The sequence below is a fragment of the Bacteroides uniformis genome, assembly GCF_025147485.1.
Lineage (GTDB): Bacteria > Bacteroidota > Bacteroidia > Bacteroidales > Bacteroidaceae > Bacteroides > Bacteroides uniformis.
On sequence record NZ_CP102263.1, the window covers coordinates 4276217 to 4290958 of the forward strand.

A 14742-nucleotide genomic window follows, 5' to 3' on the forward strand; every position below is an offset into this window, starting at 1 on the left:
CAGATAATCAATTGGATTGTTTCCGCAATTTATTGACTGCATTCTCCAGGGATTCCGTAGGTTCTATGATATTGTAGTTCCTCCAGAAGTCTTCGTTCCAATACTCATCCACCAGGTCGTAGAATACCTGCTTCCGTTTGAAGGTGTTCTTGTTGGAGATGCCGGAGAGAGGGCTTTCCGTCCTGTCGGTCACCACCATTTCGGAGAAAGCGGTGTAGCTGGAGGAGAACAGTCTTTTTTTCCAGTCGCATTTAAAGCGGATGACATTCCGTATATAGTTCAGGTAAGTCTTGGTCCCCTGCTGCTTGTAGGTCACCAGATAGGCGACTTCCTGCGGGCGGAACCGCAAGCCGACGGGCTTCTTATGCAGAATGGCCTCCACTGCCTTCACCCGGTTTGCCATGTCCAGGCCAAACTCGGCACGTGTAAAGGAGAGCCGTTCGTAGTCTATATACAGTTTCCCGATGAACAAGGCATACATCAGGCTGACCCGCGGACGGAAGCTGACTACATACTGCATGCGGTTATCCAGATTGACGGGGTCCTCCATACGGAATTCATAATAGTCCAGATTGTCCGTGCTCAACAGCGCATCGCCATTCTTCACAATGTCCAGATAAAGGGACAAATTGGGGCCTCCCACCACTTTCACAGCCAGCGTGTCACTCTGCTTTTGGCTCAGCAGGCGGCGGCCTTTCAGCAGCTGCACCTTGTCGCGGTCCACATCGCGGGAGTTATAATCCGTCTTATAGACATCCATCACTGCCTCGGACACGCTGATATAGCGGCGGCGCTTCTGCACGGTTTCCCGATAGAAGGCGGTCAGCATGTTGTCATTGCCAGAATAGTTTACTGGAATTTTCTTGATGGCCTCTTCCACTATGACGCGGGGATTATTGCCATAGACCACAATCTCGCTCAAAAGATTGGGAGCCGGTATCATCCAGATGGTCAGCCCGCCCGTTTTTTCAAGTTCTTCCAGAGAGAGGTGTGTAGTGAGATAGCCGATATGGGAGACTTCCAGTCCACGGAAAGCTTCCGCTTCCGCTACTTTCAAGGAGAATGTGCCGTCGGCATTGGTCACCGTTCCGATATTGTTGCCGACAACAGAGACGTTCACGTTTTCGAGTTTCTTCCTGCTGTCCTTATTCTTGACCGTACCGGTGATGACGAGCTCGTTCACTGCCGCGTCCTGCGCCATCAACGGGGTGATACCCGAAGATAAGAATGCAAACAAACACCCAAGTGTAAATCCTACAAAGTTTTTCATAAGGCATGTTTTTAAGGGGTTTCTATTAATAAGAGCGGTGAGAAAGATAAAACCCTATGGAATGGAGAGAAAAACACCAAAAAAGTAGTACGTTGATAATCAGAGAGAAATTTTGCCAAGACATTGCCATAGGTTTGGCAAAACTTTGCCATGCCTATGGCAAAAGTTTGCCAACGCGGTGGCAAAGTCTTGCCAATAGTAAGGCAAAACCTTGTCAAACTGTTGGCAATAGCTTAGTTGAATTGTTGGGGCTTCCGCTGGCTCAGAATAACGTAGATGATGACCGGCGCACCGATAATGGGCGTGACGGCATTCAAGGGGATAATACCCGCTTCGCCGGGCAAGACGCAAATCAAGTTGCAAAGCAGTGCCACTGCACCGCCACTCAGGATGGTGACCGGCAATAGGGAATTGTGATTGGCTGTCCCCAATATCATGCGGGCCACATGCGGCACGGCCAGGCCGATAAAGGCGACCGGACCACAGAAGGCGGTGGTGACAGCCGTCAAGAGCCCGGTGATAATCAAAAGCCAGTTGCGCACACAGCGGATATTTACACCTAGATTTTCGGCATAGCGCTCTCCCAGCAACAAGGCGTTCAGGGGCTTTATCAACAATAATGAGCCGAACAGTCCCACAATGGTGACCAGCGCAAAGGCCGGCATCTGCTGTAGGGAAACTCCACCGAAGTTGCCCAGCCCCCATATCATATAGGACTGCACCCCCTCTGCCGTAGCAAAGAAGTTCAGCAGGGCAATGGCCGAAGAAGCGATGTAGCCTATCATGATACCCGTTATCAGCAGCATGACATTGCTCTTTATCAGCGTGGAAAAGAAAAGGATAAGTGCCATAATCAGCATGGCTCCGATAAATGCGCCAAGCAGTACGGAGAAGAAGCCGGACAGACTGAACACCCCTGCCGTGATGCTGCCGCCAAACAGCAGCATGACGAAGGCCACTCCCAGACTTGCCCCGGCGTTGATGCCCAGAATGGATGGTCCTGCCAGCGGATTCTTGAAAGCCGTCTGCAACATCAGTCCGCAGACAGCCAATGCGCCACCGCAAAGCAGCGCCGTCAGCGCTTGGGGCAAACGGGATTCCCAAAGGATGAAGCTCCAGCTTGCCTTCTCCCCCTCTCCACCGAGCAGGATACGGAAAACATCGGCAGGCGGAATCGAAACCGACCCCACCAGCAGATTGCCCGCAAAAAGCAATAAGATTACTACTCCCAGCCCGATACCATATTTCCAGCCTTTACTCATAGTTACATTATTTAGCACACAGAGACACGGAGGCACAGAGTTTTCTATTACTTTCACAAAAGTTCCGTATCTCTGTGTTCATCACTCCTTCAGTCTGCAAAAATAGCGCAAGCCTCCCAAATCTCCTATTTCGGGATGCAGAATCTGTATTAGGTCGGATAACAAATAATCGGGACGGAACGGAGTCTCCTCGTAGAAAGGAACTTTCGCCGTATTACAACCATAGACATTCCGGGTCTTGAAAGCCTTAAAACCGGTGTAGCCGATATAATCCGCCTCCAAATCAGCGTAGGTCATATCGCGGTCACGGTTGTACTTCACCAACCAGACGTCGGCATCGCCCGCCTTGTCGAAAACGGTCTCGAAAGCCAGAGGAACAGAGCCGCTGTGGGTATCGTCGGCAAAGGCGTAACGCCCGCAAGCATCCTGAAAAAGCCTTCCTATGGTGCTACGCCCTCCCGGTACGTACCATGCCGAGCCGCTTTTCAACTCACTGACAACGGAGAACGAGGTGGATGAAAGTTGCGCACGCATCTTGAGGCGTTGGTAACAACTGTCCACTTCAGCAAAAAGGCTGTCGGCTTGTGGCGCAACCCCGAAGAGCAGTCCGTAGAAACGCATCCACTCGGCACGTCCCAAAGCGGAGGTTTCCATGTAGTCGGCACATTCGATGATGGGAATATCCAGTTTCTCGATACGGCCATAACCGCCACTGTTCTCGAACGGAGACAGAAGGATGGCATCGGGATGCAGGTCGATGATGCGCTCCATATCGGGATTCATACCGTCGCCACAATCGGCGATGGCACCCCGGCGGCAGGCTTCGTGCACGGCGGGTAGTTTGATGTACTTCAAGTCGCAGACACCGCCGATGCTACCAAACACACCCAGATTATCCATCAGTCCGCAGTGGACGGAAGAGTAGATGACTGATTTGGAGAGCGGGGTACGTACCACAGTACCTGCCGGAAGATGTGCCGGGAGTTCGCGGTCTTTCGGGACCAGTATATAGGTATGTAGCGTGTGCAACGTATCCCAAGGATTGCGCAAGGTGGCAAGGGTATAGCCGGGATAGGACACTAAGGTAAGATTCTCTGCATAACGTAAGGGAATGGTGTCACCGTTGGCCAAAGCAGAGGCAGTCTTGCCCCTTCCTCCGCAGGAGGAAAGAAACAGGACTGCGAACAGACAGATAAGTAAACTATTTCTTTTCATTGATATTAATTGAAGAAGATAGCAGAATTAGGATTCATACCTCCTGCATCGAACTGCTCTATAAAGGTACCGTCTTTCTTGAAACGATAAATGGTGCCGTTCGTGGTATATTCAGAAGTACCAATATAGAAATCACCGTTATTATCATTTACTTCCAACATATAAATCGTAGAAGTTTTCAACTTTTCCGGTATATCCTTCAAGAAAGAAGCTTCATCCATCTTTCCAGTCTTTATATTATAAGTAAAAAAAGAAGCGGTAGGATTGGTGTAATTTGAATAAGTCAAATAGAGAATATCATCAGTAGCACACATACGGGTGGCACTGCCTAATTCCGTCACCTTATTGTTGGCAGCAGGGTCTATCATCTGTAATGAATAGCCAATATCAACATAATTACCCCATGAAATCAAAAAAACCTTATCATCCTCTTCAACCAAAGCATTGGGGTTCAAACCTACCGTCAACGTCTCTTTCAACTTGAAAGTACGCAAATCTATCACCTTTACGTCATTGTGATAAGTGCTCCAATCAGCAGTACAGCTATTCGCCACATAAAGCATATCCTCGCAGATTGCCACACCTTCCAGATTGTCGCCAAGTCCGGTCAATTTATCCACTACCTCCAACGTTTTCGCATTGATTTTAGCTACAGCTCCTCCGTAGAAGGAAGCATAGATATATCCATCCTCAGCATCGATATAACGAATGCCTGCACTGAGGTCGTTGTCGTCTACAAACGAAACACGTTTCAACTCCACACCCGCAGCATTCAGCTTAGTCAGATAATTGGAACCACTTACAGCTATATATATTTCATCTTCATACTCAATCATACTCTGACCAAGGTCACCCAACTTGGCGTTGTTTTGAGTCTGGTAAATATCACTGATGAAATCCGCATCCTTATTGGGTGCATAAAAGGCAAGTCTTGCGTTATTAGCTCCCCAACCACCCTCATTCAGAATATAAACACGCGTCTGCGGCAGTGTCACCTTCGACCCGCCGTCATCCAGAGAATCGTCATCGTCGTCACTACAAGATGCCAAAGAGGCACCCAAAGCAAGCATGCAGAGCATACCGAATAATAAACTTCTTACTTTCATAATCACAGTTGTTATTGTTTATAATTAGTTTTTGTTGTTCATAAATAGATTATTCAAAACTTGAAAGTACCCGTCAACCGCCACGAACGACCCGGCATAGGATAATATTTTATCACGTCATACTGTTCATCGGTCAGATTTATAATCTCGGCCTGCAACAGAAGCCGGCAACCGCCCAAAGCAAACTCATGAGAGAGGCTCATCGTATGCTCCAGATAGCCCTCAATCTCATTCTCCGGAATGTTCTGCGACAAATAGTAACGCTTTCCCACTCCTACCGCCGAGTAGCCCACATTCACCCACGGCGTTTCTACAATGGCGGACGCGTTTCCGCTATGAAGAGGAGTATAAGGCAATTGGTCCTTATAGTTCTTCGCGTCGGAATCGGTCAGGTCAATGGCCTTTTGCCATGTATATCCGCCCGACATAATCAGTCTTATTTTCTCCGTCAATGGAACGGTTGCCGCCAAAGTGGCATCCACACCTGCGGCATGCACCTTGCCGTAGTTCGCCATCTTCCACGCATAGGTGGTGGGAAAAGCCACAATCTTATCCGTCACATCATTATAGTAACCGTCGAGCGTAACGGAGATATAGTCGAACACAGACAATCCGGATTTGCTCCATGTGATACCGACATTATATTCGTCTGCCTTCTCGGGTCGCAGATTACGGTTGCCCAGCCGGTAGTAATAGAGGTCGTTGAAAGTGGGCAGACGGAACGTACTCTTATACATCAACCGGAAATACAGCGACTCGTCCTGCCAAGGCTGCATACTGACTGATAAAGAGGGGGCAAAGCGATGGAAGTCATCGGGGACCGTACCTTTCTCGGCATGCTCCGAAGTGGCAGTATGCACCAGCGAAGCCGTGGCCGTGAGCCATCCTTGCCGGTAGCGTGCATTGAAGGCACTGATGGAAGTATATCTTGTAGGGAAAGGACATTCCGGCAAACTGTTGCGCAACTTGTTTATCACCCCATCCTGCGCCAACGAAAGGGTCAAAGCTTCCAAAGGACGGTAGAGAACGGTCGCGGAAATATAATATTCGTCTTGCCGGTGATTTTCCCGATAATATCCGTCGGCATATTCCTTGCCCTCATCCTTATATTGGTTCCAGCCATGATTATACTTTGCCTGTGCCTGCAAACTCCACCGGGGCGAAAAATGCTTCCTATAACGTGCCTGCACAAAAGTATTCTCATCCCAAAGCGTTTCATCGGAAAGGGGATTATAGAGCGTAACCGCCCCTGGAAGTCCCCGGCGGGAATAGAAGTAATAACCCTTCACATCCAGTTCGCTGTCATCCTTGAAAGTATGATAAAAGGTAGCTTCGCCCTGCCAGGAATAGATGCCGGAGTTGTTACGTTTCTCTTCCGTCACGTATTTCCCATTGACCAGCGTGAAAGGGTAATTACCGTCTGCCCTCATATAACCGGCATCTACCGCCACGCGTGTACGGCAGCCCAGTTTCTGCCACCAGCGCAGCGAGGGGCTGACCATGCCGAACGACCCTCCGCGCACCCGTGCCTGAAAAGCGGCATTGCGCCCGTCATCAAAATGAGGTTTTTCCGTCTCTATGCCCAGCACACCGGCCGACGCATACAAGCGGGCGGACTGCAACAAGTCCTCCGACTGCCCGATGGCGAGCGAAAGCATGGAAACATTGTCCAGCGAAAAACGCCCGATATCTATCTGCCCTGCCTGACAATTACTCACCGCCACCCCGTCATAACTGACAGCTGTATGGGCTGCTCCCATATTGCGTATGGAAACCGTTTTCAGTCCTCCAATGCCTCCATAGTCCTTTACATTGGCTCCGGCAAAACGGCGTACAGCATCTGCCATATTCTGTATTCCCAGCTGGCTGATATCCTGCCGTGACATCGTCTGTATGGGTACGGCAGAAGTCACTTTATTGGGCGACCTGCGTGCTGTCACTGTCACTTTCTCTATCTGATGCACTTTCCCCGTAATCGTATCTCCCCCCACCTCCTGGGCAGAGAGCCGGAGTATACTTGCACCCAATGAAACAGCACAGACCAGTAATACCTTAGTCCTTCCTGACATAGAATAAATGAAGATTATCTTAAACCATTTGCGCACTGCCCACTTTCCTCGAATGGACAATTTTTCGACTTTGTTTTGCAGGTCTTCTGACTCGTTCCCGGTACATCGCCTTCCCGTTCTTCCCGAAGAACAGTGGCACAAGTATGATACACCGAGCATGGAACTCACAGCAGCGGGACTGTTCGGGACTTTCACCCGATTCCCTTTTCATCCGCTTCTCCGGATAGAGAACGCGGAACAAAACGTGGACAAAGATAGGATAAATAAAAGAAGTTTCAGTAAACAATAAAACGAATATTACCGTTTTAACAGTCATTTTTTTAACTTTGTAACATAATAACCCCAAAATCGAGTTGCCATGAAATATAAGTTATTGGTTCTTGATGTAGATGGAACGCTACTCAATGATGAAAGAGAAATTAGTAAAAGGACATTAGCTGCTCTGCTAAAGGTCCAGCAAATGGGAGTGCGCATAGTTTTGGCATCCGGTAGGCCGACTTATGGATTGATGCCACTGGCCAAAACCCTCGAACTCGGCAATTATGGAGGGTTTGTTCTCTCCTATAACGGTTGCCAGATAATAAAAGCACAGAACGGAGAAATATTGTTTGAACGACGCATCAATCCGGAAATGCTGCCTTATCTGGAAAAGAAAGCCCGCAAGAACGGCTTTGCCATCTTCACCTACCACGATGATACCCTCATTACGGATAGTCCGGACAATGAATATATAAAGAATGAAGCCCTGCTAAACAATTTGAAGATAATCAAGGAAGATGAATTCTCTACTGCCATAGACTTCGCACCTTGCAAGTGCATGCTGGTGAGTGACAAGGAAAAAGCTCTGATAGGGCTGGAACAACATTGGGAAAAACGCCTGGCAGGTACTCTGGATGCTTTCCGTTCCGAGCCTTACTTTTTAGAGGTGGTGCCCTGCGGAGTCAATAAAGCGAATACGTTAGGCGCCCTATTAGAGCATTTGGGAGTAACACGGGAAGAAGTCATTGCCGTTGGAGATGGCGTATGCGATGTGACCATGCTCCAATTGGCCGGCATGGGGGTAGCTATGGGACATTCACAAGATTCTGTAAAGGTCTGTGCAGACTATGTGACCGCATCGAATGAAGAAGATGGAGTGGCCCTGGCCGTAGAAAAACTAATATTGGCAGAAGTGCGTGCAGCAGAGGTGCCTCTTGATTTACTGAACGAACGGGCACGACACGCATTGATGGGAAACTTGGGCATTCAATACACATACGCTTCGGATGAGCGCGTAGAAGCAACCATGCCGGTCGACTACCGTACCCGCCAACCCTTCGGCATTCTGCATGGCGGTGCCACCCTTGCCTTGGCAGAAACCGTTGCCGGGCTCGGCTCCATGATTATCTGCGAACCTGATGAGATTGTCGTGGGAATGCAAGTCAGCGGAAATCATATTTCTTCTGCACACGAAGGAGATACCGTAAGGGCAGTGGCAACCATCGTTCATAAAGGGCGTTCATCCCATGTGTGGAATGTGGACGTATTTACTTCCACCAATAAACTGGTTTCCTCTATACGGGTAGTGAATAGTGTTATAAAGAAAAGATAAAATAACTGTTATAAACTACGTAATGTAAATGCATGAAAATCAAAAGGGAACGAGGGGGTTAACCAATTCCTCGGTTTTATCCTTACTTTTGTAAACTATATTAGAGAGTTATCCCGAACAACAAAAAGAAAACGATGCAGATACGCAACAATACATTGATAACGGAATGTTCAGCTTATGATTTCAAGGAAATGTTGGAACGTAAGAAAGTGAAGTCATGGCTTAAATCCGTGTCGGCTTTTGCCAATACGGAAGCATCTTCTTTCTTCACTACATTCTATAATCTGAATTGGGGAAAGAACGAAAGAATACCCGTAGAAGAAGTGGCCGAAAGGGTAAACAGTCCCCTCAAAAAGTATCCTGCAAACGAAGAAAGTTCGGTCGAAAAGTTCGGTGTAAATGCGAAAATGTTCGGTGTAAACGACAAAAGTTCGGAGACAAGGTTCGGAGAGAGCACAGATGCCCCTAAAAACATAGGAAAGACAGCACAGAAGATTATCGATTTCGTCATTTCCGATCCTCCTATGTCAGCCGAAACTATGGCTTACAAGATTGGTATAAGTTCTCGTGCCGTAGAAAAACAAATTGCAAAATTGCGGTCTATGGGTATCTTATCTCGTGAAGGTGCGGACTTTGGTGGCTATTGGCGCATTGTCATTAATCCTCAAACTGAAAAATAAGTATATAAGATTGACTTGAAATTCAAAAACACAAGAGGCGTGCAACTTAATGGATTACACGCCTCTTTTTTCTATAAAATCACCTATTGCAACTTACTTCACTTCCTCAAAATCAGCATCCTGCACATTATCGCCATGCTTTGTATTATCCTGAGCACCGCCTTGTTGACCTGCATTCATATCAGGACCAGCCTGTGCACCACCCTGAGCACCGCTCTGGGCATACATTTCAGCACTTGCAGCCTGGAATGCCGTATTCAGTTCGGCCATGGCAGAATCTACGGTAGCCAGGTCTTGAGCCTTATGGGCATCTTTCAGCTTCTGCAAAGCAGCTTCAATCGGAGCCTTCTTGTCGGCAGGGAGCTTGTCGCCGAGTTCCTTCAACTGATTTTCGGTTTGGAAAATCATAGAGTCGGCCTGGTTCAACTTGTCTACTTTCTCACGCTCTTTCTTATCTGCTTCGGCATTGGCTTCGGCTTCGGCTTTCATCTTTTCGATTTCTTCCTTGCTCAAACCGCTGGAAGCTTCGATACGGATAGCCTGTTCCTTACCGGTAGCCTTATCTTTGGCAGACACCTTCAAGATACCGTTGGCGTCGATATCGAATGTCACCTCAATCTGAGGAATACCGCGACGTGCCGGAGCAATACCTGTCAGGTTGAACTGGCCGATTGACTTGTTCTGTGCAGCCATCGGACGCTCACCCTGCAATACATGGATGGTAACCTCCGTCTGGTTGTCGGCAGCAGTAGAGAATGTCTCGCTCTTCTTGCAGGGGATGGTAGTGTTGGCATCAATCAGCTTCGTCATCACACCACCCATAGTCTCGATACCCATAGACAGCGGAGTAACATCCAGCAACACAACGCCCTTAATTTCGTCCGTCAAAACGGCACCCTGCACGGCAGCACCTACGGCTACTACCTCATCCGGATTCACACCCTTGGAAGGAACTTTACCGAAGAAGTCTTCTACCAACTTCTGTACAGCCGGGATACGTGAAGAACCACCTACAAGGATTACTTCATCGATGTCCGCATTGTTCAGACCAGCATCGCTCATAGCCTTCTTACAAGGTTCCAAACAAGCTTGAATCAAGTTGTGAGCCAGAGCCTCGAACTTGGCACGGGTCAACGTCTTCACCAAGTGCTTGGGCACACCGCCTACCGGCATGATGTACGGCAAGTTGATTTCAGTGCTTGTAGAAGAGGACAGTTCAATCTTAGCCTTTTCAGCAGCTTCCTTCAGACGTTGCATAGCCATCGGGTCTTGAGTCAGGTCGGCACCTTCGTCGTTCTTGAACTCCTGAACCAGCCAGTCGATGATTACCTGGTCGAAATCATCACCACCCAGGTGAGTGTCACCGTTGGTTGACAATACTTCGAACACACCGCCACCGAATTCGAGGATAGAGATATCGAATGTACCACCACCAAGGTCGAATACGGCAACCTTCATGTCCTTGTGAGACTTGTCAATACCGTAAGCAAGAGCTGCGGCAGTCGGCTCGTTCACAATACGCTTCACTTCAAGACCTGCAATCTGACCGGCTTCCTTCGTAGCCTGGCGTTGGGAGTCTGAGAAGTATGCGGGGACGGTAATTACAGCTTCTGTCACTTCTTGTCCCAGATAATCCTCGGCAGTCTTTTTCATCTTCTGCAGAATCATTGCAGAGATTTCCTGCGGGGTATAGAGACGTCCGTCGATGTCTACACGCGGAGTATTGTTGTCACCCTTTACTACTTTATAAGGCATACGGCCGATTTCTTTCTGTACCTGGTCCCAGTTTTCGCCCATGAAACGTTTGATGGAGAAAACCGTACGGGTGGGGTTCGTGATAGCCTGACGCTTGGCAGGATCACCGATTTTACGTTCGCCACCATCAACAAATGCTACTACTGAAGGAGTGGTGCGCTTGCCTTCACTGTTTGCAATTACTACAGGTTCGTTACCTTCGAATACTGCAACGCAAGAGTTTGTTGTTCCTAAGTCAATACCAATAATTTTTCCCATGATCGTTATTTTTTTATTTGTTATTATTCTGTTTCGACGTCCGCCTCAGTGGCAGACGCCAATAAAAAGACAAACGTTGTGCCAAATTGTTCAGAGCAGCCGCAGATTTATACTTGTGGCAGTTTATCTGTCAGTTTGGCAGAATTAAAATCATTTTTTCTGTCGGAAATTACCATTTGTTAATTTCCATTCCATTCAAAAGCTCTACTTTTGTCGCCCGAATCAGAGATGATAAAACATGAACAACATTAATCATTTCCCTTGCATACCTTTAACCGTTCCTCCATGGAGAAAATATTGTTCCACCGTGGAGAAAATATCATTCCACCACGAGGGAAATATCGTTCCACCATGGTGGAACGATTAAGGATTAGTTAACATTGGGCTTAATCGTAGCAACGGAAATGATTGGTTTTCACATATTAAAGAAATAAATAAGATGAGTATGGAAAAGATGAGAGACAGTATCGACTTCAAGAACACGGACATCAAGACATTGTTCCGCAAACTATTGCTCCCTACTGTACTGGGGATGATTTTCTCCGCACTATTCGTTATCACCGACGGCATCTTTGTCGGAAAAGGAATCGGCAGTGATGCTTTGGCGGCGGTCAACATTGTGGCACCGCTATGGTTGTTTTCTACGGGTGTGGGACTTATGTTCGGCGTCGGCGCCTCTGTGGTAGCCTCCATTCATCTGTCACACGGAAAGGTCAAGGTGGCACGCATCAATATCACGCAGTCGGTAGTCATATCTTCCTTGTTGCTGATGTGCACCTCCACCCTATTCTGTTCATTTGCCCCGCAGGTGGTAAAGCTGCTCGGAGGGTCTGAACGGCTCACGCCATTGGCTGTGGAATACATGCTTTGGTTTGTGCCTTTCTCTCTGTTCACGGCATTGCTCAATTCGGGTATGTTTTTTCTGAGGCTGGACGGTTCGCCCAACTTCGCCATGATGTGCAATGTGGTGGCTGCCGTTCTGAACATCCTATTGGATTATCTGTTCATCTTCCCCTTTGGCTGGGGAATGTTCGGTGCTGCACTGGCAAGTGCCATAGGTACCACGGTAGGTGCATTGATGATAGTATTCTATCTGATGCGCCGCCGGTGCGCACTGCGCTTCCACCCCATTAAGATGAGCCGGAAAAGCATGCAACTGATGCGCCGCAACATTGGCTATATGTGCCGATTGGGTTCCTCCGCCTTCTTGTGCGAGGTGGCGATTGCCTGCATGATGTTTGTCGGCAACCAGGTGTTCATCCATTATTTGAAGGAAGACGGAGTGGCGGCATTCAGCATTGCCTGCTATTTCTTTCCTATTATATTTATGGTATATAATGCCATTGCGCAGTCGGCGCAGCCGATTATCAGTTATAACTACGGCCTGAACGAGAGCCAACGTGTCTGCCGCGCCTACTTGCTGGCACTGAAAACGGCCATAGGCTGCGGTGTATGTTTTGCCCTGGTCACAATATTCTGCAGTCCTGAAATTGTCGGTATGTTCATAGACCGCAGTTATCCGGCTTATGACATAGCGGTAAAAGGGTTGCCTTTGTATGCCACCGGCTTCGTGTTCTTTGCCGTCAACATCGTATCCATCGGCTATTTCCAGAGTGTGGAGCGTGCCAAATACGCCACAGTTATCACCCTGCTGCGTGGTTTTATCCTGCTGACAGCCTGCTTTTTCGGACTGCCCCTGCTATTGGGAGACCGGGGAATCTGGCTTGCCACTCCTCTTGCAGAAATGCTGACAACCCTCTTTATCCTCGTGATTTACATATCCGGGAAAAAGGAACATAAAGAAAAATCCGTATCTTTAGACAAGATGGGCTGCACCCCAACATAACTTTTTCATGCAAGCATAAAAGTCCTGTCTTCGGTTTACACTATCTTTGCAGCATGGAAACTATGATAAAGAAATTCTGCAAGAAGTATAAACTACCGGAAAACACTTTGCACGAACTTCTGTCACACATGGCAGAAGTTCGTTTCAGCAAGGGAGAACTCATTATCAGCGAAGGGGAAAGGAACAGCAACTTCTATCTTTTGAAGAAAGGCATCTGGCGCGCCTACTACCTGACAGACGGCACGGAAAACTCCCTTTGGTTCGCCGCACCGGGCGACACAGCTTTCTCATCGTGGGGATATGTGGACAGCGAGGTTTCCCTCATCAACATCGAATCGGTGAATGAAAGCATCGCCTATTGTATCAGTAAGCCTGAGCTGGAAGCCCTTTTTTCGCATTCCATAGACATGGCCAACTTCGGCAGAAGAATCTTTGAGCGGGAAATTCTGTCGGTAGACAGTTCCACAGTAGCCTACGGCACCCCTCCCACTGCCAAAGAAAGGTACATGACGCTGATGGAAGAGAATCCGGAACTGCTGCAGGATGTACCGCTCAAGTATCTGGCTTCTTATCTCTACATCACTCCGCAATCCCTGAGCCGGATACGCGCAGGATTAAAGAAAAAGTAAAAGACCTTTTTATGTCAAGATGCAAAAAAGGCTCTTAGCAGATTATTTCTGTAAGAGCCTTTTTTATTTCAACCTATCTTGTCAGTTCTTCACCAACACCATCACCAGGTTATTGTCAGCATCGTACAGCCCGATGCCTCCGCCTGCCAGCTTGCCAAAAGACTGAACGGAATTCAAGGCTTTCAGCACACGGCCTTCCACCTCCATATCAGGGCATGCCATCATGGTACTGATAACTTGCGGGAAAGAGATTGCCGACGGGTTTTCATCATCAACCTGGAAAGCGCCGTTAATCAGATTGCAACCCGCATTGCCGTGCAAGCGCTTTTCTGCAATATTAAATTCAATGAACGGCTGCTTCTCCATTCCGTCGGGAATAGCCTCGCCCGCAGCCTCACTAATTATCCACTTTCCTTCCAAATCAGACAACTTGGAAACGGATTCTTTCTTCTGCAACACGACTATGGGACGATTGGAAGCACCGCATAAAGCTATATTTTCCTTTCCCAGCTTCTTATACTTTTTCACTTTGTTCAAAGCCGACAACACATTATTTTCTACAGTCATATCCGGACAAGCCATACGGGTACTTGCCAAAGCGCCAAGGTCAATCGTGCCGGGCTTGGCATTCACGTCAAACGAACCCATCATACGGTTGCAACCACTGTTGCCAAATACTTTTCCAGTCTTTGTGTCAAAACCGATATAGGGAAATTCCTGACCCGGAGCAGGGACTACGGCAGTACCATTCACTTCAATAATATTCCACTCACCGCTGATGGAAGAAAGAGTTGCAGCATTTTTGGTTGATGCACAAGAAGACAAGCCCATCAACACGCTTGCCATGCATAGGGAAACAAATACTTTTTTCATTGTTATTCGTTGTTTAAGTTAATTTATTCAAGGGGCAAATATATAGAAAATAACCCAAATGCAAGTAATTTGTTTAATATTTGAAGCATTTGCCCCAAAGTATTTAGCAGGATTTTAATGTTTATCTAAGAATTAACCCTTATATTTGCTCTCCGTATTTTTTATAAACCTAATATAATAATATAGTA

The 14742-nt window shown here is 47.7% G+C and carries 10 protein-coding genes, 1 pseudogene and 1 riboswitch; of the genes and pseudogenes, 4 read left to right on the top strand and 7 right to left on the bottom strand.

The features are described 5' to 3' along the window. Positions 1 to 7: 7 nt before the first annotated feature. The 5 genes from NQ510_RS17375 to NQ510_RS17395 form a co-directional block, all read right to left on the bottom strand. Positions 8 to 1270 (bottom strand): carboxypeptidase-like regulatory domain-containing protein, encoded by a 1263-nt coding sequence (locus tag NQ510_RS17375; RefSeq protein ID WP_005831737.1) that lies wholly within the window; start codon positions 1268 to 1270, stop codon positions 8 to 10. A gap of 233 nt (positions 1271 to 1503) precedes the next feature. Next, entirely contained in the window at positions 1504 to 2532 is a 1029-nt protein-coding gene (locus tag NQ510_RS17380) for an iron ABC transporter permease (protein ID WP_005831741.1), read from the bottom strand. An 81-nt stretch (positions 2533 to 2613) separates the two neighbouring features. Continuing rightward, positions 2614 to 3747: an ABC transporter substrate-binding protein gene (locus tag NQ510_RS17385; RefSeq protein WP_034526096.1), complete on the bottom strand. Its 1134-nt coding sequence runs from the start codon at positions 3745 to 3747 to the stop codon at positions 2614 to 2616. 5 nt (positions 3748 to 3752) lie between these two features. Further along, positions 3753 to 4853, bottom strand: a complete 1101-nt coding sequence (locus NQ510_RS17390; RefSeq protein ID WP_005831744.1) for a YncE family protein — start codon at positions 4851 to 4853, stop codon at positions 3753 to 3755. A gap of 53 nt (positions 4854 to 4906) precedes the next feature. After that, a complete protein-coding gene (locus tag NQ510_RS17395) occupies positions 4907 to 6922 on the bottom strand; it encodes a TonB-dependent receptor plug domain-containing protein (RefSeq protein WP_034526139.1) in 2016 nt (671 codons plus the stop codon). 59 nt (positions 6923 to 6981) lie between these two features. Beyond that, positions 6982 to 7180, bottom strand: a riboswitch (cobalamin riboswitch). A 100-nt stretch (positions 7181 to 7280) separates the two neighbouring features. On the opposite strand from NQ510_RS17395, the gene NQ510_RS17400 reads away from it, so the two are divergent. Continuing rightward, the gene (locus tag NQ510_RS17400; RefSeq protein ID WP_005831746.1) at positions 7281 to 8513 is read left to right on the top strand and encodes a Cof-type HAD-IIB family hydrolase; all 1233 of its coding nucleotides are present in this window, start codon (positions 7281 to 7283) and stop codon (positions 8511 to 8513) included. Positions 8514 to 8758: 245 nt separating this feature from the next. Continuing rightward, positions 8759 to 9193: pseudogene (locus NQ510_RS17405) on the top strand (HTH domain-containing protein); the annotation flags it as partial. A gap of 93 nt (positions 9194 to 9286) precedes the next feature. Here NQ510_RS17405 and dnaK read toward each other — a convergent pair. Further along, positions 9287 to 11206, bottom strand: coding sequence for a molecular chaperone DnaK (gene dnaK, locus NQ510_RS17410; protein ID WP_005831748.1), 1920 nt, complete (start codon positions 11204 to 11206; stop codon positions 9287 to 9289). 445 nt (positions 11207 to 11651) lie between these two features. On the opposite strand from dnaK, the gene NQ510_RS17415 reads away from it, so the two are divergent. Further along, on the top strand, positions 11652 to 13052 hold the full coding sequence (locus NQ510_RS17415; RefSeq protein ID WP_034526101.1) for an MATE family efflux transporter: 1401 nt from the start codon (positions 11652 to 11654) through the stop codon (positions 13050 to 13052). 53 nt (positions 13053 to 13105) lie between these two features. Continuing rightward, a complete protein-coding gene (locus tag NQ510_RS17420) occupies positions 13106 to 13681 on the top strand; it encodes a Crp/Fnr family transcriptional regulator (RefSeq protein ID WP_005831755.1) in 576 nt (191 codons plus the stop codon). An 81-nt stretch (positions 13682 to 13762) separates the two neighbouring features. On the opposite strand, the gene NQ510_RS17425 is transcribed toward NQ510_RS17420, so the two are convergent. Next, on the bottom strand, positions 13763 to 14554 hold the full coding sequence (locus NQ510_RS17425) for an META domain-containing protein (RefSeq protein ID WP_005831757.1): 792 nt from the start codon (positions 14552 to 14554) through the stop codon (positions 13763 to 13765). Positions 14555 to 14742 lie beyond the last annotated feature (188 nt).

Bases quoted from the DNA above. Each gene is read 5' to 3' on its own strand.
- NQ510_RS17375 (WP_005831737.1), bottom strand. From the start codon at position 1,270: ATGAAAAACTTTGTAGGATTTACACTTGGGTGTTTGTTTGCATTCTTA.
- NQ510_RS17380 (WP_005831741.1), bottom strand. From the start codon at position 2,532: ATGAGTAAAGGCTGGAAATATGGTATCGGGCTGGGAGTAGTAATCTTA.
- NQ510_RS17385 (WP_034526096.1), bottom strand. From the start codon at position 3,747: ATGAAAAGAAATAGTTTACTTATCTGTCTGTTCGCAGTCCTGTTTCTT.
- NQ510_RS17390 (WP_005831744.1), bottom strand. From the start codon at position 4,853: ATGAAAGTAAGAAGTTTATTATTCGGTATGCTCTGCATGCTTGCTTTG.
- NQ510_RS17395 (WP_034526139.1), bottom strand. From the start codon at position 6,922: ATGTCAGGAAGGACTAAGGTATTACTGGTCTGTGCTGTTTCATTGGGT.
- NQ510_RS17400 (WP_005831746.1), top strand. From the start codon at position 7,281: ATGAAATATAAGTTATTGGTTCTTGATGTAGATGGAACGCTACTCAAT.
- dnaK (WP_005831748.1), bottom strand. From the start codon at position 11,206: ATGGGAAAAATTATTGGTATTGACTTAGGAACAACAAACTCTTGCGTT.
- NQ510_RS17415 (WP_034526101.1), top strand. From the start codon at position 11,652: ATGGAAAAGATGAGAGACAGTATCGACTTCAAGAACACGGACATCAAG.
- NQ510_RS17420 (WP_005831755.1), top strand. From the start codon at position 13,106: ATGGAAACTATGATAAAGAAATTCTGCAAGAAGTATAAACTACCGGAA.
- NQ510_RS17425 (WP_005831757.1), bottom strand. From the start codon at position 14,554: ATGAAAAAAGTATTTGTTTCCCTATGCATGGCAAGCGTGTTGATGGGC.